This window comes from Kitasatospora albolonga, assembly GCA_002082585.1.
Lineage (GTDB): Bacteria > Actinomycetota > Actinomycetes > Streptomycetales > Streptomycetaceae > Streptomyces > Streptomyces stephensoniae.
Genome location: CP020563.1, coordinates 2,147,256 through 2,167,562 on the forward strand (window position 1 = coordinate 2,147,256; position 20,307 = coordinate 2,167,562).

General features: G+C 71.6%; 17 protein-coding genes and 1 pseudogene. 5 read left to right on the forward strand and 13 right to left on the reverse strand.

Translation table 11 applies throughout. The features are described from left to right. Nucleotides 1-5: 5 nt before the first annotated feature. The 4 genes from B7C62_09385 to B7C62_09400 form a co-directional block, all read right to left on the reverse strand. Nucleotides 6-749 (reverse strand): 16S rRNA (uracil(1498)-N(3))-methyltransferase, encoded by a 744-nt coding sequence (locus B7C62_09385; protein ID ARF72458.1) that lies wholly within the window; start codon nt 747-749, stop codon nt 6-8. Further along, nucleotides 746-1,819, reverse strand: coding sequence for a 2-nitropropane dioxygenase (locus tag B7C62_09390; GenBank protein ARF72459.1), 1,074 nt, complete (start codon nt 1,817-1,819; stop codon nt 746-748). Before B7C62_09390 ends, B7C62_09385 begins: the two co-directional genes overlap by 4 nt. Before the next feature lie 154 nt (nt 1,820-1,973). After that, the gene (locus B7C62_09395) at nt 1,974-3,113 is read right to left on the reverse strand and encodes a molecular chaperone DnaJ (GenBank protein ARF72460.1); all 1,140 of its coding nucleotides are present in this window, start codon (nt 3,111-3,113) and stop codon (nt 1,974-1,976) included. Then, complete coding sequence (locus B7C62_09400; GenBank protein ARF72461.1) at nt 3,114-4,130, reverse strand: heat-inducible transcriptional repressor HrcA; 1,017 nt, start codon at nt 4,128-4,130, stop codon at nt 3,114-3,116. Between the two features lie 163 nt (nt 4,131-4,293). On the opposite strand from B7C62_09400, the gene B7C62_09405 reads away from it, so the two are divergent. Beyond that, entirely contained in the window at nt 4,294-5,025 is a 732-nt protein-coding gene (locus B7C62_09405) for an MBL fold metallo-hydrolase (protein ID ARF72462.1), read from the forward strand. 163 nt (nt 5,026-5,188) lie between these two features. Next, nucleotides 5,189-6,010, forward strand: coding sequence for a hypothetical protein (locus tag B7C62_09410; GenBank protein ARF72463.1), 822 nt, complete (start codon nt 5,189-5,191; stop codon nt 6,008-6,010). Nucleotides 6,011-6,028: 18 nt separating this feature from the next. Here B7C62_09410 and B7C62_09415 read toward each other — a convergent pair whose 3' ends face one another. From B7C62_09415 to B7C62_09430, 4 genes are all read right to left on the reverse strand, one after another. Then, nucleotides 6,029-7,270, reverse strand: a complete 1,242-nt coding sequence (locus tag B7C62_09415; protein ARF72464.1) for a coproporphyrinogen III oxidase — start codon at nt 7,268-7,270, stop codon at nt 6,029-6,031. 58 nt (nt 7,271-7,328) lie between these two features. After that, on the reverse strand, nt 7,329-9,293 hold the full coding sequence (locus tag B7C62_09420) for a protein phosphatase (GenBank protein ID ARF72465.1): 1,965 nt from the start codon (nt 9,291-9,293) through the stop codon (nt 7,329-7,331). Between the two features lie 414 nt (nt 9,294-9,707). Next, entirely contained in the window at nt 9,708-11,597 is a 1,890-nt protein-coding gene (locus B7C62_09425; GenBank protein ARF72466.1) for a long-chain fatty acid--CoA ligase, read from the reverse strand. Between the two features lie 306 nt (nt 11,598-11,903). Further along, nucleotides 11,904-13,778, reverse strand: coding sequence for an elongation factor 4 (locus B7C62_09430; protein ID ARF72467.1), 1,875 nt, complete (start codon nt 13,776-13,778; stop codon nt 11,904-11,906). Between the two features lie 228 nt (nt 13,779-14,006). Between B7C62_09430 and B7C62_09435 the strand changes: the two genes are divergently transcribed. Then, a complete protein-coding gene (locus tag B7C62_09435) occupies nt 14,007-14,273 on the forward strand; it encodes a 30S ribosomal protein S20 (protein ID ARF72468.1) in 267 nt (88 codons plus the stop codon). 414 nt (nt 14,274-14,687) lie between these two features. Here the strand turns inward: B7C62_09435 and B7C62_09440 are convergent, their stop codons facing one another. After that, complete coding sequence (locus B7C62_09440; protein ID ARF77071.1) at nt 14,688-15,677, reverse strand: DNA polymerase III subunit delta; 990 nt, start codon at nt 15,675-15,677, stop codon at nt 14,688-14,690. Nucleotides 15,678-15,834: 157 nt separating this feature from the next. Between B7C62_09440 and B7C62_09445 the strand changes: the two genes are divergently transcribed. Next, on the forward strand, nt 15,835-16,056 hold the full coding sequence (locus B7C62_09445) for a hypothetical protein (GenBank protein ID ARF77072.1): 222 nt from the start codon (nt 15,835-15,837) through the stop codon (nt 16,054-16,056). Between the two features lie 14 nt (nt 16,057-16,070). Here the strand turns inward: B7C62_09445 and B7C62_09450 are convergent, their stop codons facing one another. The 4 genes and pseudogenes from B7C62_09450 to B7C62_09465 all read right to left on the reverse strand — a co-directional run bounded on the left by B7C62_09450 (nt 16,071) and on the right by B7C62_09465 (nt 19,841). Continuing rightward, entirely contained in the window at nt 16,071-16,955 is an 885-nt protein-coding gene (locus tag B7C62_09450; protein ARF72469.1) for a hypothetical protein, read from the reverse strand. Between the two features lie 354 nt (nt 16,956-17,309). Beyond that, nucleotides 17,310-17,624: a hypothetical protein gene (locus B7C62_09455; protein ARF72470.1), complete on the reverse strand. Its 315-nt coding sequence runs from the start codon at nt 17,622-17,624 to the stop codon at nt 17,310-17,312. Further along, a pseudogene (locus B7C62_09460) lies at nt 17,621-18,087 on the reverse strand (transposase). Before B7C62_09460 ends, B7C62_09455 begins: the two are co-directional and overlap by 4 nt. Before the next feature lie 236 nt (nt 18,088-18,323). Then, nucleotides 18,324-19,841, reverse strand: coding sequence for an MFS transporter (locus B7C62_09465; protein ARF72471.1), 1,518 nt, complete (start codon nt 19,839-19,841; stop codon nt 18,324-18,326). Between B7C62_09465 and B7C62_09470 the strand changes: the two genes are divergently transcribed. Further along, nucleotides 19,836-20,300, forward strand: a complete 465-nt coding sequence (locus tag B7C62_09470) for a hypothetical protein (GenBank protein ID ARF72472.1) — start codon at nt 19,836-19,838, stop codon at nt 20,298-20,300. The two genes, B7C62_09465 and B7C62_09470, sit on opposite strands and share 6 nt — an antisense overlap. The last annotated feature ends 7 nt before the right edge of the window (nt 20,301-20,307 follow it).

The window sequence follows — 20,307 nt, forward strand, 5'->3', positions numbered from 1 at the left end:
TGTGTTCAGCCCCAGCGCCCCGTGCGCCCCAGCAGCAGCGCCGTCGCCGCCGTCCCCGCCGTGGACGTACGGAGCACGCTGCGGCCCAGCCGGTACGGGCGGGCGCCCGCCTCGGCGAAGGCGGCCAGCTCCTGCGGGGAGACCCCGCCCTCGGGGCCGACCACGAGCACGATCGTGCCGGTGGCGGGAAGTTCGGCGGTGGCGAGGGGGGTGCTGTCGTGGTCGCGGTCCTCGTGCAGCACCCCGGCGAAGTCGGCACCGGCCAGCAGGGCCACGACCTGCTTGGTCGTCATGGCCTCGGCCACCTCGGGGAAGCGCACCCGGCGGGACTGCTTGCCCGCCTCCCGGGCCGTACCGCGCCACTTCGCCAGGGACTTGGCGCCCCGGTCGCCCTTCCACTGGGTGATGCAGCGGGCGGCCTGCCACGGCACGATCGCGTCGACCCCGGTCTCGGTCATCGTCTCGACGGCCAGTTCGCCCCGGTCGCCCTTGGGGAGCGCCTGGACGACGGTGATCCGGGGCGCGGGCTCCGGCTCCTCCCGGACGGCGTGGACCGTGACGGTCAGCCGGTCCTTGCCCTCGGCGGCCCGGACGGTGCCCTCCGCCCAGTGGCCGAGCCCGTCGGTGAGGACGACGTCCTCCCCGGGCTCCAGCCGCCGGACCGACACGGCGTGCCGCCCCTCGGGGCCGTCGAGGACGAACTCCCCTCCGGCCGGCATCCGTTCGACGACGAAGACCGGTGCGGTCACCGGGGGCTCCTCATGCTCAGGGCCGCCCTGGCGGCCTCCAGTTCGGCGGCGAGCAGCTCGATCAGCTCGGCGGCGGGCAGTTCGCGGGCCATCCGGTGGCCCTGCCCCGCCCACAGCGCCATGCCCTGGGCGTCCCCGGCCTTGGCGGCGGCCTGGCGCAGCCCGGTGGTCAGGTAGTGGACCTGGGGGTAGGCGGCGGGGGCGTACGGGCCGTGTTCCCGGACGAAGCGGTTGACCAGGCCGCGCGCGGGCCGCCCGGAGAAGGCGCGGGTCAGCTCGGTGCGGACGAAGAGCGGGTTGGTCAGGGCCTGCTTGTGCAGCAGGTGCGCCCCGGACTCGGGGCAGATGAGGAAGGCGGTGCCGAGCTGGGCGGCGTCCGCGCCCGCCGCGAGGACGGCGGCGATCTGGGAGCCGCGCATCAGGCCGCCGGTGGCGATGACCGGGATCTGCACGGTCTCGCGGACCTGGGTGACCAGGGTGAGCAGCCCGGTGCCGGTGTGGTCGGCCTGCGGGTCGTCGCGGTGGGTGGACTGGTGGCCGCCCGCCTCGACGCCCTGGACGCAGACGGCGTCGGCGCCCGCCCACTGGGCGCCCTGGGCCTCCTCGGCGGAGGTGACCGTCACGATGGTGTACGTCCCCGCCTTGGCGAAGGCGTCGAGCGTGTCGCGGGTGGGACAGCCGAAGGTGAAGGAGACCACCGGAACGGGGTCCTCCAGCAGGATGGCGACCTTCGCCTCGTACCCGTCGTCGCCGCTGCTGTCGGGGTCGCCGAGCGGGGTCTCGTACCAGGCGGCCTCTCCGGCCAGCTGGTGGCGGTAGACCTCGACGGCGCTGGGGTCGGCCAGCGCGGGCTGCGGCATGAAGAGGTTGACGCCGAACGGCCCGCCGGTGAGCCTGCGCAGCTGTTTGATCTCGTTGTACATGCCGTCCGCCGTCTTGTACCCGGCGGCGAGGAAGCCGAGCCCGCCCGCCTCGGCGACGGCGGCGGCGAGCTGGGGTCCGGAAGCGCCGCCCGCCATGGGGGCCTGCACGATCGGATACCGGCAGAGATCGGTCAACGCGGAGGACATGACCGCATCGTGCCACGTCCGCCGCACAGGGCCGAATCAGCCAGCGTCCGGCGTGACCGGTTCTCCCGCCGAACGCCGCACCGCCCTCCGGTACGGGGCCGAAGGGCGGTGCGGTGAAAGGCGGAAGCGGTGCGGTGAGAGGCGTGACAAGGGCTCAGCGGCCGTTGAAGGCGTCCTTCAGCCGGGAGAAGAGGCCCTGCTGACCTGGCTGGAACTGACCCAGGGGCCGCTCCTCGCCGCGCAGCTTGGCGAGCTCCCGCAGCAGCCGCTCCTGCTCCGCGTCGAGCTTGCTCGGCGTGATCACCTCGACGTGCACGATCAGGTCGCCCCGGCCGCCGCCGCGCAGGTGCGTGATGCCCCGCCCGTGCAGGGGCACGGACTGGCCGGACTGGGTGCCGGGCCGGATGTCGATCTCCTCGACGCCGTCCAGGGTCTCCAGCGGGCACTTGGTGCCGAGGGCCGCGGCCGTCATCGGGATGGTGACCGTGCAGTGCAGGTCGTCGCCGCGCCGCTGGAAGACGGAGTGCGGCAGCTCGTGGATCTCGACGTACAGATCGCCGGGCGGGCCGCCGCCGGGGCCGACCTCGCCCTCACCGGCGAGCTGGATGCGGGTGCCGTTGTCGACGCCCGCGGGGATCTTCACGGTGAGCGTGCGGCGCGAGCGGATACGGCCGTCACCGGCGCACTCCGGGCACGGCGTCGGCACGACCGTACCGAAGCCCTGGCACTGCGGGCAGGGGCGCGAGGTCATGACCTGGCCCAGGAAGGACCGGGTGACCTGCGAGACCTCGCCCCGGCCGCGGCACATGTCGCAGGTCTGGGCGGAGGTGCCGGGGGCCGCGCCCTCGCCGCTGCAGGTGTTGCAGACGACCGCCGTGTCGACCTGGATGTCCTTGGTGGTGCCGAAGGCCGCCTCGGCGAGGTCGATCTCCAGGCGGATCATGGCGTCCTGGCCGCGCCGGGTGCGCGAGCGGGGCCCGCGCTGCGAGGCCGTGCCGAAGAACGCGTCCATGATGTCGGAGAAGTTGCCGAAGCCGCCGGCTCCGAAACCGCCCGCGCCGCCGCCTCCGCCGTTGGCGGAGAGGGGGTCGCCGCCGAGGTCGTAGACCTGCTTCTTCTGCGGGTCCGAGAGCACCTCGTAAGCGGCGTTGATCTCCTTGAACCGCTCCTGGGTCTTCGGGTCCGGGTTGACATCCGGGTGCAGCTCGCGGGCGAGCCGACGGAATGCCTTCTTGATCTCGTCCTGCGATGCGTCGCGGCGTACGCCGAGTACGGCGTAGTAGTCCGTGGCCACTTACGACTCCGCCAGGATCTGTCCGACGTAACGTGCCACTGCGCGTACCGCTCCCATCGTTCCGGGGTAGTCCATGCGGGTCGGTCCGACCACGCCGAGTTTGGCGACTGCCTCGTCGCCCGAACCGTAGCCGACCGCGACGACGGACGTGGAGGTGAGCCCCTCGTGGGCGTTCTCGTGCCCGATCCGCACGGTCATGGCTGAGTCCGTGGCCTCACCGAGCAGCTTCAGCAGGACGACCTGCTCCTCCAGTGCTTCCAGCACCGGCCGGATCATCACAGGGAAGTCGTGCCCGAAGCGGGTGAGGTTGGAGGTGCCGCCGATCATCAGCCGCTCCTCCGTCTCCTCGACCAGGGTCTCGAGGAGGGTGGAAAGGACCGTGGAAACCGTTCCCCGGTCCTCGCTGTCGAAGGATTCCGGCAGCTCCCGCACCAGCCGCGGGACATCCGCGAAGCGGCGTCCGACGACCCGGCTGTTGAGCCGGGCCCGCAGATCCGCGAGCGATGCCTCGCCGAAGGGCGCGGGGCAGTCGATCATACGCTGTTCGACCCGGCCGGTGTCCGTGATCAGGACCAGCATCAGCCGGGCGGGGGCGAGCGAGAGCAGCTCCACGTGCCGCACCGTCGAACGGGTCAGCGAAGGGTACTGCACGACCGCGACCTGCCGGGTCAGCTGCGCGAGCAGCCGTACGGTCCGGCCGACCACGTCGTCGAGGTCGACCGCGCCGTCGAGGAAGTTCTGGATGGCCCGGCGCTCGGCCGAGGAGAGCGGCTTGACCCCGGCCAGCCTGTCGACGAAGAGGCGGTACCCCTTGTCGGTGGGGATGCGCCCCGCGCTCGTGTGCGGCTGCGCGATGAAGCCCTCGTCCTCCAGCACCGCCATGTCGTTGCGGACGGTCGCCGGGGAGACCCCCAGCTGGTGCCGCTCGGTGAGCGCCTTGGAGCCGACGGGCTCCTCGGTGCCGACATAGTCCTGGACGATGGCGCGCAGCACTTCGAGTCTGCGTTCACTGAGCATCGCGCACACCTCCAGCTGTGTTCTCCCGGTGCCTGTCTGGCACTCGGTGCGTACGAGTGCCAGCTACTCACCGGTCAGTGTACGGGGGTGGGGTGGGGCCGGGGCAAGGGTGACCGGCCACGCCGCCGCCGGTGGGTGCGGGCCGTCCCGATAGCGTCGTCCCATGGACGCTTCTTGGGAAGACTTCGGCTGGGAGCGGTTGGGCCACGGTATCGGGCGGCGGCGCCTGCCGGGCTGGGACGCCACGGTGGCGCTGGTGGCCGGGGCCGACGGGGTGCTGCTGTACGACACGGGCTCAACCCTGCGCGAGGGCGTCGAGCTGCGGAGGCAGGCCGAGGCGCTGCTCGGCCGGAGGGTGACGCATATCGCACTGAGCCACCCCCACTTCGATCATGTGCTGGGTACGGCGGCGTTCGCGGGCGCACAGGTGTACGGGGCCGTGGGCATCGCCGCCCTGCTGCGGCGCTCGGCGGACGAGCTGGGCGCCTCGGCGGTCCGCCACGGGCTCACCGAGGAGGAGGCCCACCTGGCGGTGGACACGCTGGTGGTGCCGCACCACGAGGTGACCGGCGAGTGGACGCTCGACCTGGGCGGCGGCCGTCAGGTCCTGCTGGCCAACGTGGGCCCGGGGCACAGCGGCCACGACCTCGTGGTGCTGGTCCCGGGTGCGGACGGGGAGCCTCCGGTGGTGTTCTGCGGGGACCTGGTGGAGGAGTCCGGCGAGCCGCAGGCGGGCGGGGACGCGGTCACCTCGCGCTGGCCCGCGGCGCTGGACCGGCTGCTGGAGCTGGGCGGCGAGGGCGCGCTGTACGTACCGGGGCACGGGGCGGTGGTGGACGCGGCGTTCGTCCGGGCGCAGCGGGGGGCGCTGGCGGAGCGGTTAGGGGCGGGGTGAGGGTGCGCGGGGCTGGGGTGGGGTGAGGTGAGGTGAGGCGAGGCGGGGGGCTTCGGGGTGAAGTGACGGTCTTCGGGGCGGGACGAGGGTTCGCGGGGGCGGCGTGACGTTCCTCGGGGTGAAGTGTCGATCTTCGGGGTGGCGCGCGGATTATCGTCGGCGCATGCGCAGCTACCAGCCGGACCTGACCCCGCCGTGGAAGAGGTCCGCCCCCGTGCCCGAGGTCCCCGCCGAACCCGATCTGGTCGTGGAGGAGGTCGCCAGCGGCTTCTGCGGGGCGGTGATCCGCTGCGAGAAGACGGCCCAGGGGCCCACGGTGACCCTGGAGGACCGGTTCGGCAAGCACCGGGTCTTCCCGATGGAGCCGCGCGGCTTCCTGCTGGAGGGCAAGGTGGTCACCCTGGTCCGCCCGGCCCCCGGCGGTCCGGTGCGTCCGGCCCGTACGGCCTCCGGTTCGGTGGCGGTGCCCGGGGCGCGGGCCCGGGTGGCGCGGGCGGGGCGGATCTATGTGGAGGGCCGGCACGACGCGGAGCTGGTCGAGCGGGTGTGGGGCGACGACCTGCGGATCGAGGGCGTGGTCGTGGAGTACCTGGAGGGCATCGACGACCTCCCGGCGATCGTCGGGGAGTTCGGACCCGGGCCGGACGCGCGGCTCGGGGTGCTGGTGGACCACCTGGTGGCCGGTTCCAAGGAGTCCCGGATCGCGGCGCGGGTCTCGGACCCGCATGTGCTGGTGGTGGGCCACCCGTACATCGACGTGTGGGAGGCGGTGAAGCCGTCGTCGGTGGGGATCGGCGCGTGGCCGGTGGTGCCCCGGGGCCAGGACTGGAAGACGGGGGTGTGCCGGGCGCTGGGGTGGCCGGAGAACACCGGGGCGGCCTGGCAGCACATCCTGTCCAAGGTGCACAGCTACAAGGACCTGGAGCCGCAGCTGCTCGGCAGGGTCGAAGAGCTGATCGACTTCGTGACCGCCGTACCGGACTGAGTCAGCGGGGGCCGGGGCTCAGTCCACCAGGTCCCGCACCACGGCGTCGGCCAGGAGGCGCCCGCGCAGGGTGAGGACCGCGCGGCCCTCCTCGTACGGTCCGCTCTCCAGCAGTCCGTCGGCCAGGGCGCGGCGGGAGGCGGCGAGGCCGTCGGGTTTGAGGAGGGTGAGCGGGCAGCCCTCACGGAGGCGGAGCTCCAGCAGGATGCGCTCGACCCGGCGGTCCTCCTCGGCGAGGATCTCCCGCCCGGCGCCCGGTGAGCGGCCCTCGGCCAGCGCCTGGGCGTACGCGCCCGGGTGCTTCACGTTCCACCAGCGGACGCCGCCGACGTGGCTGTGGGCGCCGGGGCCCGCGCCCCACCAGTCGGCGCCGCGCCAGTACAGCTCGTTGTGGAGGCAGCGGCCGGCCTCGGTGGTGGCCCAGTTGGAGACCTCGTACCAGTCGAACCCGGCGGCGGCGAAAGCCTCGTCCGCGATCAGATAGCGGTCGGCGTGCGCGTCGTCGTCGGTCATGGGGATCTCGCCGCGCCGGATGCGGCGGGCGAGCTGGGTGCCCTCCTCCACGATGAGCGCGTACGCGGAGACATGGTCGGGGCCCGCGCCGATCGCCGCGTCCAGGGTGGCCCGCCAGTCGTCGTCGGACTCGCCGGGGGTGCCGTAGATCAGGTCGAGGTTGACGTGGTCGAAGCCCGCCGCCCGGGCCTCCGCCACACATGCCTCGGGGCGGCCGGGGGTGTGCGTACGGTCCAGGATCTTCAGGACGTGCTGCTTGGCGCTCTGCATCCCGAAGGAGACCCGGTTGAAGCCGCCCTCGCGCAGGGCGGAGAGATAGGCCGGGCCGACGGACTCCGGGTTGGCCTCGGTGGTGATCTCCGCGTCCTCCGCGAGCCCGAACTCCTCCTTGATCGACGCCAGCATCCGTACGAGATCGGCGGCGGGGAGCAGCGTGGGGGTGCCGCCGCCGACGAAGACCGTACGGACGGGGCGCGGGTCGTCGCCGAGGACCTTGCGGGCCTGGCGGACCTCCTCGATCAGGTGGGCGGCGTAGTTGTCGCGGGAGGCGAGGGCGCCGCCGGAGCCGCGCAGCTCGGTGGCGGTGTAGGTGTTGAAGTCGCAGTAGCCGCAGCGGGTGGCGCAGTACGGGACGTGCAGGTAGAAGCCGAGCGGGCGGTCGGCTGCGCCTTCCAGGGCGTGGCGGGGCAGCGCCCCGTCGTCGGGCACGGGCTCACCATCGGGCAGTACGGAAGGCATACCGACCATTGTCGCTCGCCCCGGAGACGTTTCGGTCCGCGTGCCGGTGCGGGCGTCGGTCCGGGCGTCAGTCCGCGTGCAGGACCAGCAGCGCCACGTCGTCGTCCGGGGGCCGCTCGGCGAACTCGTGGACCGCCCGCCGGATGCGGTCCGCCGTGGCGTCGGCGGGCAGCCCGGCGCATCCGGCGAGGACCCGGGCCAGCCCGTCCCCGTCGTCGAACATCAGCGGGCCCGACCGCCGCTCGGTCACCCCGTCGGTGACGCAGAGCAGGGTGTCCCCGGGCGCCAGGTCGAAGGTCTGGCTCTCGTACGCCACGTCCTCCACCACTCCGAGGAGCACCTGCGGCTCGGCGGCCGGGCGTACGGAGCCGTCGGGGCACAGCAGCAGCGGCAGCGGGTGGCCCGCGCTGGCCACCGTGCAGCGGACGCCCCCGCCGGGGAGCGGCACGACCTCCCCGTACAGCAGGGAGAGGAACCGCGACTGCGAGCCGTCGTGCAGCTGCTGGCCCCCGGCGGCGGCGACCATCAGGGCGGCGGCCTCGGCGGCCTCCATGGCGTCGTCGAGCAGCAGCCGGTTGAGCCGGTCCAGCACCTCGCCGACGCCGAAGCCCTCGCGGGAGAGCAGCCGGAGCCAGGGGCGGGCGAGGCCGGTGACGACGGCGGCCTCGGGGCCGGAGCCCTGGACGTCACCGAGGACGAAGCACCAGCGGTCGCCGGGGCAGGGGAAGATGTCGTAGAAGTCGCCGCCGACCACGCCGTCGTCGCTCGGTTCGTAGACGAGGGAGCTGGTGACGCCGGGGATCTCCGCGACCTTGCTGGGGAGCAGGCCGCGCTGGAGGATGCGGCTGATGGTGGCCTGCCGGGTGTAGGCGCGGGCGGCGCCGACGGCGAGGCCGAGGCGGCGGACGAAGTCCTCGATGAGCGAGGCGACGGCTTCCGGGACCCGGGCGACGCCCTCCCGGCCGACGAGCACGGTCCCGAGCGCCCGGCCCGCCGCCGTGATCCGGAAGGCGAGGGCGGCGCCGTCGCGGCCGCCGGGGTGCGGAGCCTCCCCGGCGGGGTGCGCGGGCCACGGCACGGGGACGGGTACGGGACCGGAGCCGACGCCCGCCGGGAGGCGGAGCGGCTCCCGCTCCAGGGCCGTGCGCAGGGGCTCCGTACCGGTCTCGTCGCTGTGCCAGACCCGGGCGAGCCGGGGTTCGGCGCCCGGTCCGCCGCCCTCGGCCTCCAGCCAGATCGCGCACCAGTCGGCGAGGCGGGGCACCAGCAGCTGGCCCGCTATGGCGGCCACCAGGTCCTCGTCCAGCTGCCCGGCGAGCAGGTCGGACGCCTCGGCGAGGAAGGCCGGAGCACCCCGGCTGTCCCAGACGGTGTCGTCGCGCTCGGTGCGCCGGGCGGCGGGGGCGAGGATCTCGGCGGCGCGCAGGCCGCGCCGGAGGGCGTCCCGGTCGGGCGGGGCGGGCGGGTCGCTCCAGTCGTCGACGGGGAGGCGGGCCCAGACGGTCTTGAGGCCGGTGCGGTAGGTGATGCCCCAGGACTCGGCGAGGGTGGCGACGAGCTGGAGGCCCCGGCCGTACTCGGCGGGGTCGGGGAGACCGACGGGTGCCTCGGTCTCCGTACGGGCCGGGTCCCCGGCCGCCGCCCCGGGCTCGTCGGCGCCCACCGGGCGGGCCGGGTGGTGGTCGGTGACCTCCAGGACGAGGGCGGCGGACGGCTCGTCGCCGCCCTCCTCCTCCAGCCTCAGGACCAGGTCGACCGTGGTCCCGGCGTGCACGACGGCGTTGGTGACCAGCTCGTTGGTGACGGTCACGGCGTCGTCGGCGAGCCGGTCGCTGAAGCCCACGGCGGCGGGCACCCCGAGCCCGGTCCACTCCGCGAGCGCGGCCCGTACGAACCGGCGGGCGGCGGACGGGGCGAGCGGTATCCCGGGCAGGCTGGTGCGGCTGGCCGGGCGCGGGCCGGGCGAGCGCCCGGCACCGGTGGCGGTGCCGGGACGCTGCACGGTGTCCCGCTGCAAGGGAATGGGCCCCACGGTGCGGCTCCTACGGGTCCGACGACACCGACAGAGTGACAGACCGGACGCGCTCATAAGCGCCGAGTTACCGAAGTGGGCAGAAAATCGAGCAGATTCGAACGCAACGCATCGGGAAGCGCGTCGGGAAGAACGCCCGGAATCGCCGGGGGAAACACCCATCGCCGGGTGGCGTCCATCGCCGGGTGGCCCCATCGCCAGGTGGCACCAGGGGAGGCGTCCCCCGGAGCTACGGCTGCCTCGGAGCTACGGTGCCTCGGAGGCGCGGTCGCCCGGAGGCGGCACGGCTGCCCCAGAGGCGCGGCCGCCTGGAGCCCGGCCGCCCGGAGGGGCGCGACGACGGGCGGGGCGCCCGGACACCGATGTGTCCGGGCGCCCCGCCCGCGTACGCCGGTTCTCCCGACGCTGCTCGTGCTACGCCTCGCGCGAGCCCGCGTACATCTCGTCGATCAGCCCCTGGTACTCCCGCTCGACGACCGGCCGCTTCAGCTTGAGGCTCGGGGTCAGCTCACCGTGCTCGACGTCCAGGTCGCGCGGCAGGAGGCGGAACTTCTTGATGGTCTGCCAGCGCTGGAGCCCCTCGTTGAGGCGCTGTACGTACCCGTCGATGAGCTCGACGGTCTGCGGGGCGGCGACCACCTCCGCGTACTCCTTGCCCTCGAGGCCGTTTTCGGCGGCCCAGTTCAGGATGGTGGGGCCGTCAAGGGCGATGAGGGCGGTGCAGAAGTTACGGTCCGCGCCGTGCACCAGGATGTTGGAGACGAACGGGCAGACCGCCTTGAACTGGCCCTCGACCTCGGCCGGGGCGACGTACTTGCCGCCCGACGTCTTGATCAGGTCCTTCTTGCGGTCGGTGATGCGGAGATAGCCGTCGGCCGACAGCTCGCCGATGTCCCCGGTGTGGAACCAGCCGTCCGACTCCAGGACCTCCTCGGTCTTGTCGGGCAGCTTGTGGTAGCCCTCCATGATGCCGGGGCCGCGCAGCAGGATCTCGCCGTCGTCCGCGATGCGCACCTCGGTGCCGGGGAGCGGCTTGCCGACGGTGCCGGTGCGGTATGCCTCGCCCGGGTTGACGAAGGAGGCGGCGCTGCTCTCGGTGAGGCCGTAGCCCTCCAGGATGTGGACGCCGGCGCCCGCGAAGAAGTAGCCGATGTCGGGGGCGAGGGCGGCGGAGCCGGAGATGCAGGCGCGCAGCCGGCCGCCGAAGGCGTCGCGGATCTTGGAGAAGACGAGGGTGTCGGCGACCTTGTGCTTGGCGCCGAGCGCGAAGGGCACGGACGCCTTGCCGGTGCGCCGGAAGTTGTCCTGGGAGACCTTGGCGTACTCACGGCCGACCTCGGCCGCCCACTGGAAGATCTTGTACTTGGCACCGCCGCCCGCGCGGGCCTTGGAGGCGACCCCGTTGTAGACCTTCTCGAAGATCCGGGGGACGGCCGCCATGTAGGTCGGCTGGACGACCGGCAGGTTCTCGATGATCTTGTCGATGCGGCCGTCGATCGCGGTGACGTGGCCGACCTCGATCTGGCCCGAGGTGAGGACCTTGCCGAAGACGTGGGCGAGCGGCAGCCAGAGGTACTGCACGTCCTCGGCGGTGATCAGGCCGGTCGCCACGGTGGCCTTGGCCATGTACGACCAGTTGTCGTGCGGCAGCCGTACGCCCTTGGGGCGGCCGGTGGTGCCCGAGGTGTAGATGAGGGTGGCGAGCTGGTCGGCGGTGATGGCGGAGACCCGCTCGGTGACCGCGTCCGGGGTCTTGGCCAGGAGCTCGTTGCCCCGGGCCTCCAGGTCGGCGAGGGAGATGATCCAGCCCTCGGGGTCGCCCTCGGCGGGCTCGACGCCGGTCGGGTCGATCACGACGACATGGGCGAGGTCCGGCAGCTCGGTGCGGCGCTCACGGGCCTTGGCCAGCTGCTCGGCGTCCTCCGCGATGAGGACGCGGCTCTCGGAGTCGGCGAGGATGAACGCGGACTCCTCGGCGTTCGTCGAGGGGTAGACCGTGGTGGTCGCGGCGCCCGCGCACATCACGCCGAGGTCGATGAGAATCCACTCCACCCGGGTGGCGGAGGAGAGGGCGACCCGTTCCTCCGGCTGCACGCCGAGCGCGATCAGCCCGGCGGCGATCGCGTAGACCCGCTCCGCGGCCTGGCCCCAGCTCAGGGACTTCCAGTCGTCGGGACCCGTACCCGAGGCCGACGGGACCGGATAGCGGTACGCCTCCCCGTCGGGGGTCGCCGCCACGCGGTCGATGAAGAGGGCCGCCACGGAGGGCGGCCGGTTATCGATCAAGGTCTGTGTGTCGCTCACGACGTCCTCCGGGCCTGCGGCATTGCTACGACCGGCTTCTTTGATCCTGCGACTGCTGCTGCTGTGCTGTGCTGTCCTGCTGCGCAACCTGCTTGTTCGGGTTGTTTAACTGGCGAGTAACCATCAGGTGGTGATCAGAGTAGAGCGCACTCGGCCACCACGTAAGAGGCAACGGGCCGCCGCTTTCATAACGAAAGGGCCCTCACACCGCACGTTACTGCGGTGTGAGGGCCCTCGCGCCGACCGTCGCCGGGGGGCGGACGGGACGGGGCTGCTTCCTGCCCTTGCCCTCCCCACGGGACGGGCCTACTTCTTGCCCTTGCCCTCCCCGGCGGACTCGTCGGTCGACAGCACCGAGATGAAGGCGTCCTGCGGGACCTCCACGTTGCCGACCATCTTCATCCGCTTCTTGCCCTCCTTCTGCTTCTCCAGCAGCTTCCGCTTACGGGAGATGTCACCGCCGTAGCACTTGGCGAGGACGTCCTTGCGGATGGCGCGGACCGTCTCGCGGGCGATGACCCGGGCACCGATGGCCGCCTGGATCGGCACCTCGAAGTTCTGCCGGGGGATGAGCTTCTGCAGCTTGGCGACGAGCCGGACGCCGTACGCGTACGCCTTGTCCTTGTGGGTGACGGCGGAGAACGCGTCCACCTTGTCGCCGTGGAGCAGGATGTCGACCTTGACGAGGTTGGCCGTCTGCTCACCGGTGGGCTCGTAGTCGAGGGAGGCGTACCCCCGGGTCTTGGACTTCAGCTGGTCGAAGAAGTCGAAGACGATCTCGGCGAGCGGCAGGGTGTAGCGGATCTCGACCCGGTCCTCGGAGAGGTAGTCCATGCCGAGCAGGGTGCCGCGCCGGCCCTGGCAGAGCTCCATGATCGCGCCGATGAACTCGCTGGGGGCCAGCACCGTGGCGCGGACGACCGGCTCGTGCACCTTGTCGATCTTGCCCTCGGGGAACTCGCTCGGGTTGGTGACGACGTGCTCGGTGCCGTCCTCCATCTCGACCCGGTAGACCACGTTGGGCGCGGTCGCGATCAGGTCGAGGCCGAACTCGCGCTCCAGCCGCTCGCGGACCACGTCCAGGTGGAGCAGGCCGAGGAAGCCGACGCGGAAACCGAAGCCGAGCGCGGCGGAGGTCTCCGGCTCGTAGACCAGGGCGGCGTCGTTGAGCTGGAGCTTGTCGAGCGCCTCGCGCAGGTCCGGGTAGTCCGAGCCGTCCAGCGGGTAGAGCCCCGAGAACACCATCGGCTTCGGGTCCTTGTAGCCGCCGAGCGCCTCGGTCGCCCCGTTCTGGAGGGAGGTGATCGTGTCACCGACCTTGGACTGCCGGACGTCCTTCACACCGGTGATGATGTAGCCGACCTCGCCCACGCCGATGCCGTCGGCCGGGGTCATCTCCGGGGAGGAGACCCCGATCTCCAGCAGCTCGTGGGTGGCGCCGGTCGACATCATCCTGATGCGCTCGCGCTTGTTGAGCTGGCCGTCGACGACACGGACGTAGGTGACGACACCCCGGTACGAGTCGTAGACCGAGTCGAAGATCATCGCGCGGGCGGGGGCGTCCGCGACACCGACCGGGGCGGGCACGTCCCGTACGACCCGGTCGAGCAGCGCGTCCACGCCGACACCGGTCTTGGCGGAGACCTTCAGCACGTCCTCGGGCTGGCAGCCGATGAGGTTGGCCAGCTCCTCGGAGAACTTCTCCGGCTGTGCGGCGGGCAGGTCGATCTTGTTGAGCACCGGGACGATGGTGAGGTCGTTCTCCATCGCCAGGTAGAGGTTGGCCAGCGTCTGGGCCTCGATGCCCTGCGCGGCGTCGACCAGCAGGATGGTGCCCTCGCAGGCGGCGAGCGAACGCGAGACCTCGTAGGTGAAGTCCACGTGGCCCGGGGTGTCGATCATGTTGAGGATGTGGGTGGTCCCCGTGTCCTCGCCCGTGGTGGGCGCCCAGGGCAGCCGGACCGCCTGGGACTTGATGGTGATGCCGCGCTCGCGCTCGATGTCCATCCGGTCGAGGTACTGAGCGCGCATCTGCCGCTGGTCGACCACTCCCGTCAGCTGGAGCATCCGGTCGGCAAGGGTCGACTTGCCGTGGTCGATGTGCGCGATGATGCAGAAATTGCGGATCAGCGCCGGGTCGGTACGGCTCGGCTCGGGCACGTTGGAAGGAGTCGCGGGCACGCAGGGTCCTGATTCTTGAGACGCCGAACGCCGTGTCTCGGGTCGATGTCGGGTCGGTCGGATCGTCGGTCGGATCGATACGTAGGCTCCATCGTCCCACGCCTGCGGGACAGCGACCGGTTTGGGCCGGTCGGAGGGTGACTGCTACCGTGGACAGCTGTGCCTCGTGGCTCTCACGAGCGGCGCGGCTCACCTAGTAGATCCAATCGAACCTGAAAAGGCTCTTTCGTGGCGAACATCAAGTCCCAGATCAAGCGGAACAAGACCAACGAGAAGGCGCGCCTGCGCAACAAGGCCGTCAAGTCGTCGCTCAAGACCGCGATCCGCAAGGCCCGCGAGGCCGTCGTTGCCGGTGACGTCGAGAAGGCCACCACGGCCGTCCGCGACGCTTCCCGTCAGCTCGACAAGGCTGTCTCGAAGGGTGTCATCCACAAGAACGCCGCCGCCAACAAGAAGTCGGCGCTGGCGTCCAAGGTTGCCTCCCTGCAGGGCTGAGCTTCCTCCCGAAGCTCACTGATGTGACTTCGCCGGAACGGACCAGCGGGCCCTCTCTCCCGCCCCTGCCCGGCACCCCGCGCCGCACACCGAACCTGCGTTCGCCACGCGGGTGCGGCGCACCAAGAGTGTGACCCGAGGCCCCGGGCCCCGATCTCCCCAGGTCGGAGCCCGGGGTTTCGGCATTCCCGGGGCATGTCCAGCCCGTCCGGGCTTGTCCCGGGGCATGTCCAGCCCGTCCGGCGTTTGAGGACGGAACCGGCGCTCGGACGGGACCCCGCGCGGTGCGGTGCACGCGCACGGCCAGTCCCAGCCCCAGCCCGTCCGGCGATCGCGGACGGAACCGGTGACCGTGACGGTGACCGCAGGGCCCCCAGGGCGGCGGGCCCCACCGCCGCGCACCTCCGCGAGGGGCTACCGCCCCCCGGCCCTCGCGGCCCGCGCCACAGCGACGACGGCCTTCTCCAGGGCGTACTCAGGGTCGTCCCCCCCGCCCTTCACCCCCGCGTCCGCCGCCGCCACGGCCCGCAGGGCCACGGCGACCCCGTCCGGCGTCCACCCCCGCATCTGCTGCCGCACCCGGTCGATCTTCCACGGCGGCATCCCCAGCTCCCGCGCCAGATCGGCCGGCCGGCCGCCCCGCGCGGAGGACAGCTTCCCGATGGCCCGGACCCCCTGTGCCAGCGCGCTGGTGATCAGGACGGGCGCGACCCCGGTCGACAGCGACCACCGCAGCGCCTCCAGTGCCTCCGCGGCACGCCCCTCGACCGCGCGGTCGGCGACGGTGAACGAGGATGCCTCGGCACGCCCCGTGTAGTACCGCCCGACGACCGCCTCGTCGATCGTCCCCTCGACGTCCGCGATCAGCTGGGACACCGCACTGGCCAGCTCCCGCAGGTCGCTGCCGATGGAGTCGACCAGCGCCTGGCACGCCTCCGGCGTCGCGGACCGGCCGTGGGTCCGGAACTCCGACCGTACGAAGGTGAGCCGCTCGGCCGGCTTGGTGGTCTTCGGGCAGGCGACCTCCCGGGCACCGGCCTTGCGCGCCGCGTCCAGGAGCCCCTTGCCCTTGGCCCCGCCCGCGTGCAGCAGGACGAGGGTGATCTCCTCGACCGGAGCACCGAGATACGCCTTGACGTCCTTGACCGTGTCGGCCGCGAGGTCCTGCGCGTTGCGCACGATCACGACCTTGCGCTCGGCGAAGAGCGAGGGGCTGGTCAGCTCGGCGAGCGTGCCGGGCTGCAACTGGTCGGGCGTCAGATCACGGACGTCCGTATCGGCGTCGGCGGCACGGGCCGCCGCCACCACCTGCTGCACCGCGCGGTCCAGGAGGAGGTCCTCCTGACCCACGGCGAGCGTGAGAGGGGCGAGCGGATCGTCGGTGGAATTCTTCCTGGTGGCCATCGCGATCCAGCATCCCATGCCCCACTGACAGCCCGGGCCCGGCCGACGGTCCGGGCGGCGCGGCCCGCCCGGACCGCCCGGGGCATGGGGCACCGGCCCCGTACCGGAGAATGACCGGGTGAGCGATGTGAGCCATGCGGACGTGAGACATGTACTGGTGCTGCCGGACCGCGACGCCGCCGAGGAGGTGGCGGAGGAGCTGGCGGACCGCTTCGGGGTCGCCGAGGAACCCCAGCTCGTACGGGACGCCCTGGCCGGTGAGGACGACGCCGAGGACGCCCAGTGGCTGGTGGTCGTGGAGGACCCGGCCGGGCGGCTGGACCCGGCGGCGCTGGACGAGTTCGCCGCCGAGTACGAAGGCTGGCTGGAGAAGCCGTAGCGCCGGCCGGTCCCTCAGCCCTTGGGGACGATCTGGATGTCCAGGTCGATGGCGATGCTGGAGCCCACCGCGGCGATGCCCCGGGCCAGCATGGTCTGCCAGGTGAGGGTGAAGTCCTCGCGGTGCAGCTCGGTGGTGGCCCGGCAGGCGGCGCGGGTCTCGCCCTGGAGGCCGTTGCCGAGGCCGAGGTACTGGGTGTCCAGCGTCACCGTACGGCTGACCCCGTGCAGGGTCAGCGCACCCGTGACGCCCCAGCGGGAGCCGCCCCGGTGGACGAAGCGCTCGCTGTAGAACTCCAGCGTCGGGAAGCGTCCGACGTCGAGGAAGTCACCGGAGCGCAGATGGTCGTCGCGCATCTGCACGTTGGTGTCGATGGACGCCGCGTCGATGATCACGTGCATGGCCGAGTCCTCCATGCGGTCGGCGATCCGCACCGCCCCGGCGAAGGTGTTGAACCGGCCGTGGATACGGGCCAGGCCGATATGGCGGGCCGTGAACCCGATCTGCGAGTGGTTCGGCTCGACCTCCCAGTCCCCCGGTTCCGGCAGCTGCGGAGGGGCCGCGACCTGGAGCGTCACATCGCCGAGCGTCGCGTGACCGCCCTCGGTCACCGTCGCCGCGCCATGGAACGGCGTGAAGCCCTCGGCCGTCACCGCCAGCCGGTAGTCACCCGCCGGAACCGTGGCGAGCACCGACCCGAAGGGGTCCGTCTCACCGCCCACGATCTTGCGGCCCGCCCCGTCCGTGATGACGAACTCGGCCTGCCTCACCGGTTCGTTGACCGGGTCCAGCACCCGGCAGCTGAGGACGCCCGCGGAACGGTGCACCGGGAATCCGGCCAGGGCCCCACCCCGCCCCGCACCCGCCCGACTCCTGTTTCCCAGCCAACGGCCGAACATGTTCTCCGTACCCCCAGGGGCGCTTCGTACCTCGGGGCCTCTGACAGGTGGACGTCATTGTCGGATACAGCGGCCCGCCGACGAGCATGCATTCGATCACCCTTGGGGCGTTCGAGGCAAACGGTGGGTCTGGGCAGACCTTGTACGGAGCTGGGACGAGCCGTACTGAGGTGTGCGCGAAGGTCCCCTTTGAGTGTTTGCGCGCCAGGCCCGGACCCGGGGCCGCGCCCGATGCTCCGGTACGGATCGCGCCTTCCGGGCAGGGGTGCGGACACCGGCGCGGGAGTGGGTGTGGGTGCGGGCACGAGTGCGGGCGCGGACGGGGGGCGCGGGGCGCGGATACCGTCGGAGGACCTATTGATCTTTTCGTGAGTTCGGCGGGTGGTGGGGGATGGTCAGGCCGGTGTGGGTGAGGAACGACCACGGCAGTTGAGGCTTGGTGTCGATGCAGTGGATGCCTTGTTCGGTGGCGTCGGCGACGTCCGCGAGGTGGTCACCGGCGAGGTCGCGCTTCTTGAGGGAGGAGGCCCCGGCCATCGACGCGCGCTTCCAGTTCAGGCAGTGCCGCAACAGCGGGGTGCGGTCCCGGGGTGCGTAGGTGCGGCGGATCTGCGGGAGGAGCGAGACACCTGATTCGTCGAAAAACACGATCCAGGCACCTGTGTTCACGGCCCCCTTTTGATGCGCGGCCACTCATGCGCGATCAGGCGGGCGATCTCGGACTCGCCCCGCTCGACCGCCCGCCGCCCGGGCCGTTGCAGGCTCCATCCGAGCCGGCCGGTCAGCAGTCGCCACACCGAGGCCCGCGAGAGGGACACCCCGTAACACGCTCGACCACCGCACCGACCCGCTCCAACGTCCACAGACCGGCCTCGAAGCCGTGGGCCTGGGCACCCCGCTCCAGCGCGGCCCGTACCTCTTCCACCGGGGCATCGCCCACCTCCGGCGGGCGACCGGATGCCGACCGTCGCCGCGTCGTCTCAGCTCCGCCGCTCTCCCATGCGCGTCTCCACCGCCGCACACTCTCGGCATGGACCCCTACCGTCCCCGCGACCTCGGCGTTCGAGCGGCCCTGCCCGAACAACTCGGCCGCACGAACTCGCCGAGCCTCCGCCAACTGCAACCTCGACAACGGAGGAACAGACCCCCAGAAACCGTGGACGACGATTGAGACGACACAACAGAAGGCCCTCACCCATCCACCCACCCGACACACCGAACTTACGAAAATCGACCGACATCAGCCACTCGACGTCGTCCGCCGCGTCCGCCTTTGATGGCGCGTTTATGGTCGGTGGCTCGGCGAGCAGAACCTCTGTGACGCCGTTGCCGGGCACCATGGGCCCGGCAAAGGTTCCTGAGGCAGGGTCAGCAGCTGGCGCCCTGGGGGGCACGGGTGTGCGATCGCAGCACGAGAGCGATCACGATGGCGATCGCAGAGCATATGGCCAGCCCCAGGAAGCCGTTGCCGACGCCTGCGGTGGTCGCGTCCACGAGCGAACCGCCGCCGTTGAGACGGCTGTCGACCGAGGTCGCGAGGATGGTGCCGACGACGGCCATACCAAGGGCGGCGCCGGTCTCGTTGAAGGTGTTCAGCAGACCGGATCCGACGCCGGATTCCTCCAGCTTGACGTGCGAGGTACCGATGCCGAACAGCGGGACGAAGCAGGCGGGCAGACCGGCGCCGATGACGGCCAGCGCGACGATGGCCAGCGGGACGCTGTCGGTGCCGGTCGCCAGGACGCCCGCGCCGACCAGTTGCAGCGCGGCCCCGACTACGTACATGCCGCCCAGGCCCAGGTTGTCGGCCAGCGACGGGGCGACCAGGGCGACGACGAGGGCGGCCAGGCCCATGGGGAGCAGCGAGAGACCGGTGGCGAAGGCGCTCATCTCGTGGACCCGCTGGAAGTACATGCTGGCCAGGAAGGAGCTGCTGATCATCACGCTGGCCACGAGGAGCAGGCCGACGCTCGACAGCCAGTAGGTGGGCTTGCGCAGCAGGTGCAGTGGAAGCAGAGGGTCAGCCTGGCCGATCTCCATGAAGGTCACCGCCGCAAGCAGCACCATGGCGGCGCCGATGCTGATCCAGGCGTTCCGGTCGCCGAATCCCTCGTGGAGGCGAATCAGGCCGAAGGACAGGGCGGCGATTCCGGCGGTGGACACGATCGCTGACGGCAGTCGCAGCTTGCGACCGCTGTTCGTCCTGAGGGCGGGCATGCTGCGCAGGGCGCCGATGAAGGCGGCGATGCAGACAGGGATGTTGATCAGGAAGGCCCAGCGCCAGCTGATCGCCGTGACGATCAGACCACCGAGCACCACGCCGATGGTCGCGCCGATCACGCCGAGACCGCTCCAGGCGGTCAGCGCGATCTTGCGTTGCTCCTCGTCCTGGTAGACCGCCAGGACGATGGACAAGGCGGCTGCGGAGAGCAGCGCGGCCCCGGCCCCCTGGATGGCGCGGCCTGCGACGAGCAACTCCTGGTTGCCCGCGATACCGCAGAGCACAGAGGAGACGGCGAAGACGGAGAGGCCGCCGAGAAAGGTACGGCGGCGGCCGAAGACGTCGGAGACGCGGCCGCCGAAGAGCAGCAGGCCGCCGAGCATCAGGACGTACGCGCTGATGGTCCACTGAAGGGCTGTCTGATCGGCGGGCAACTGGGTCCCGATCGAGGGGAGCGCCACGTTCACGACCGTCGAGTCCAGCATGACCATCAGCTGGGCCACGCCGACCACCACCAGGGTGGCCCAGGGGGCCTGTGTGGGCGATTGCTCCGCGCCCCGCTCGGCAGGTTGGGGGGCCAGCGTCTGCTCGGTCACCGCGTCTCCTCTACATCTCAGCAAAAAGATCCATGCGAATGCATTGATTGACGAGCACGGTACATGCATGCGAATGGATCGACAAGTACACGCATCGAACCTACGATGAGAGGTGTGACAGAAACAGTTCTGACCGAACGATGGGTGACCGTGTCCCGCGCCTGTGCGCAGATCAATCAGGCCGCTGAACGCGCGCTGGCCGAACGCCACGGCCTCTGCGTCAGCGCCTTCGAGATCATGGACGTGATGGCGCGCACGGATGACTGGATCCGGGCGGGTGAACTCAGCTCTCGCGCGACCCGCAGCCAGCCGCAGGTCTCACGCCTGCTGGCGCAGATGGTCAGCGCCGGCTATGTCGAGCGCAAGCCGTGCCCCAACGATCGGAGGGGCTTCGACGTTCAGCTCACCCCGCCCGGCCGGCAGCTCTTCGCGCAGTCCGTCGCCACGATGGAAACGGTGCTGCGAGAAATGACCGAAAGCAGCGAAGAAGTGCGGGACGCGATGGGCGTAACCGCCGCCCACCAGTAGAGCTATC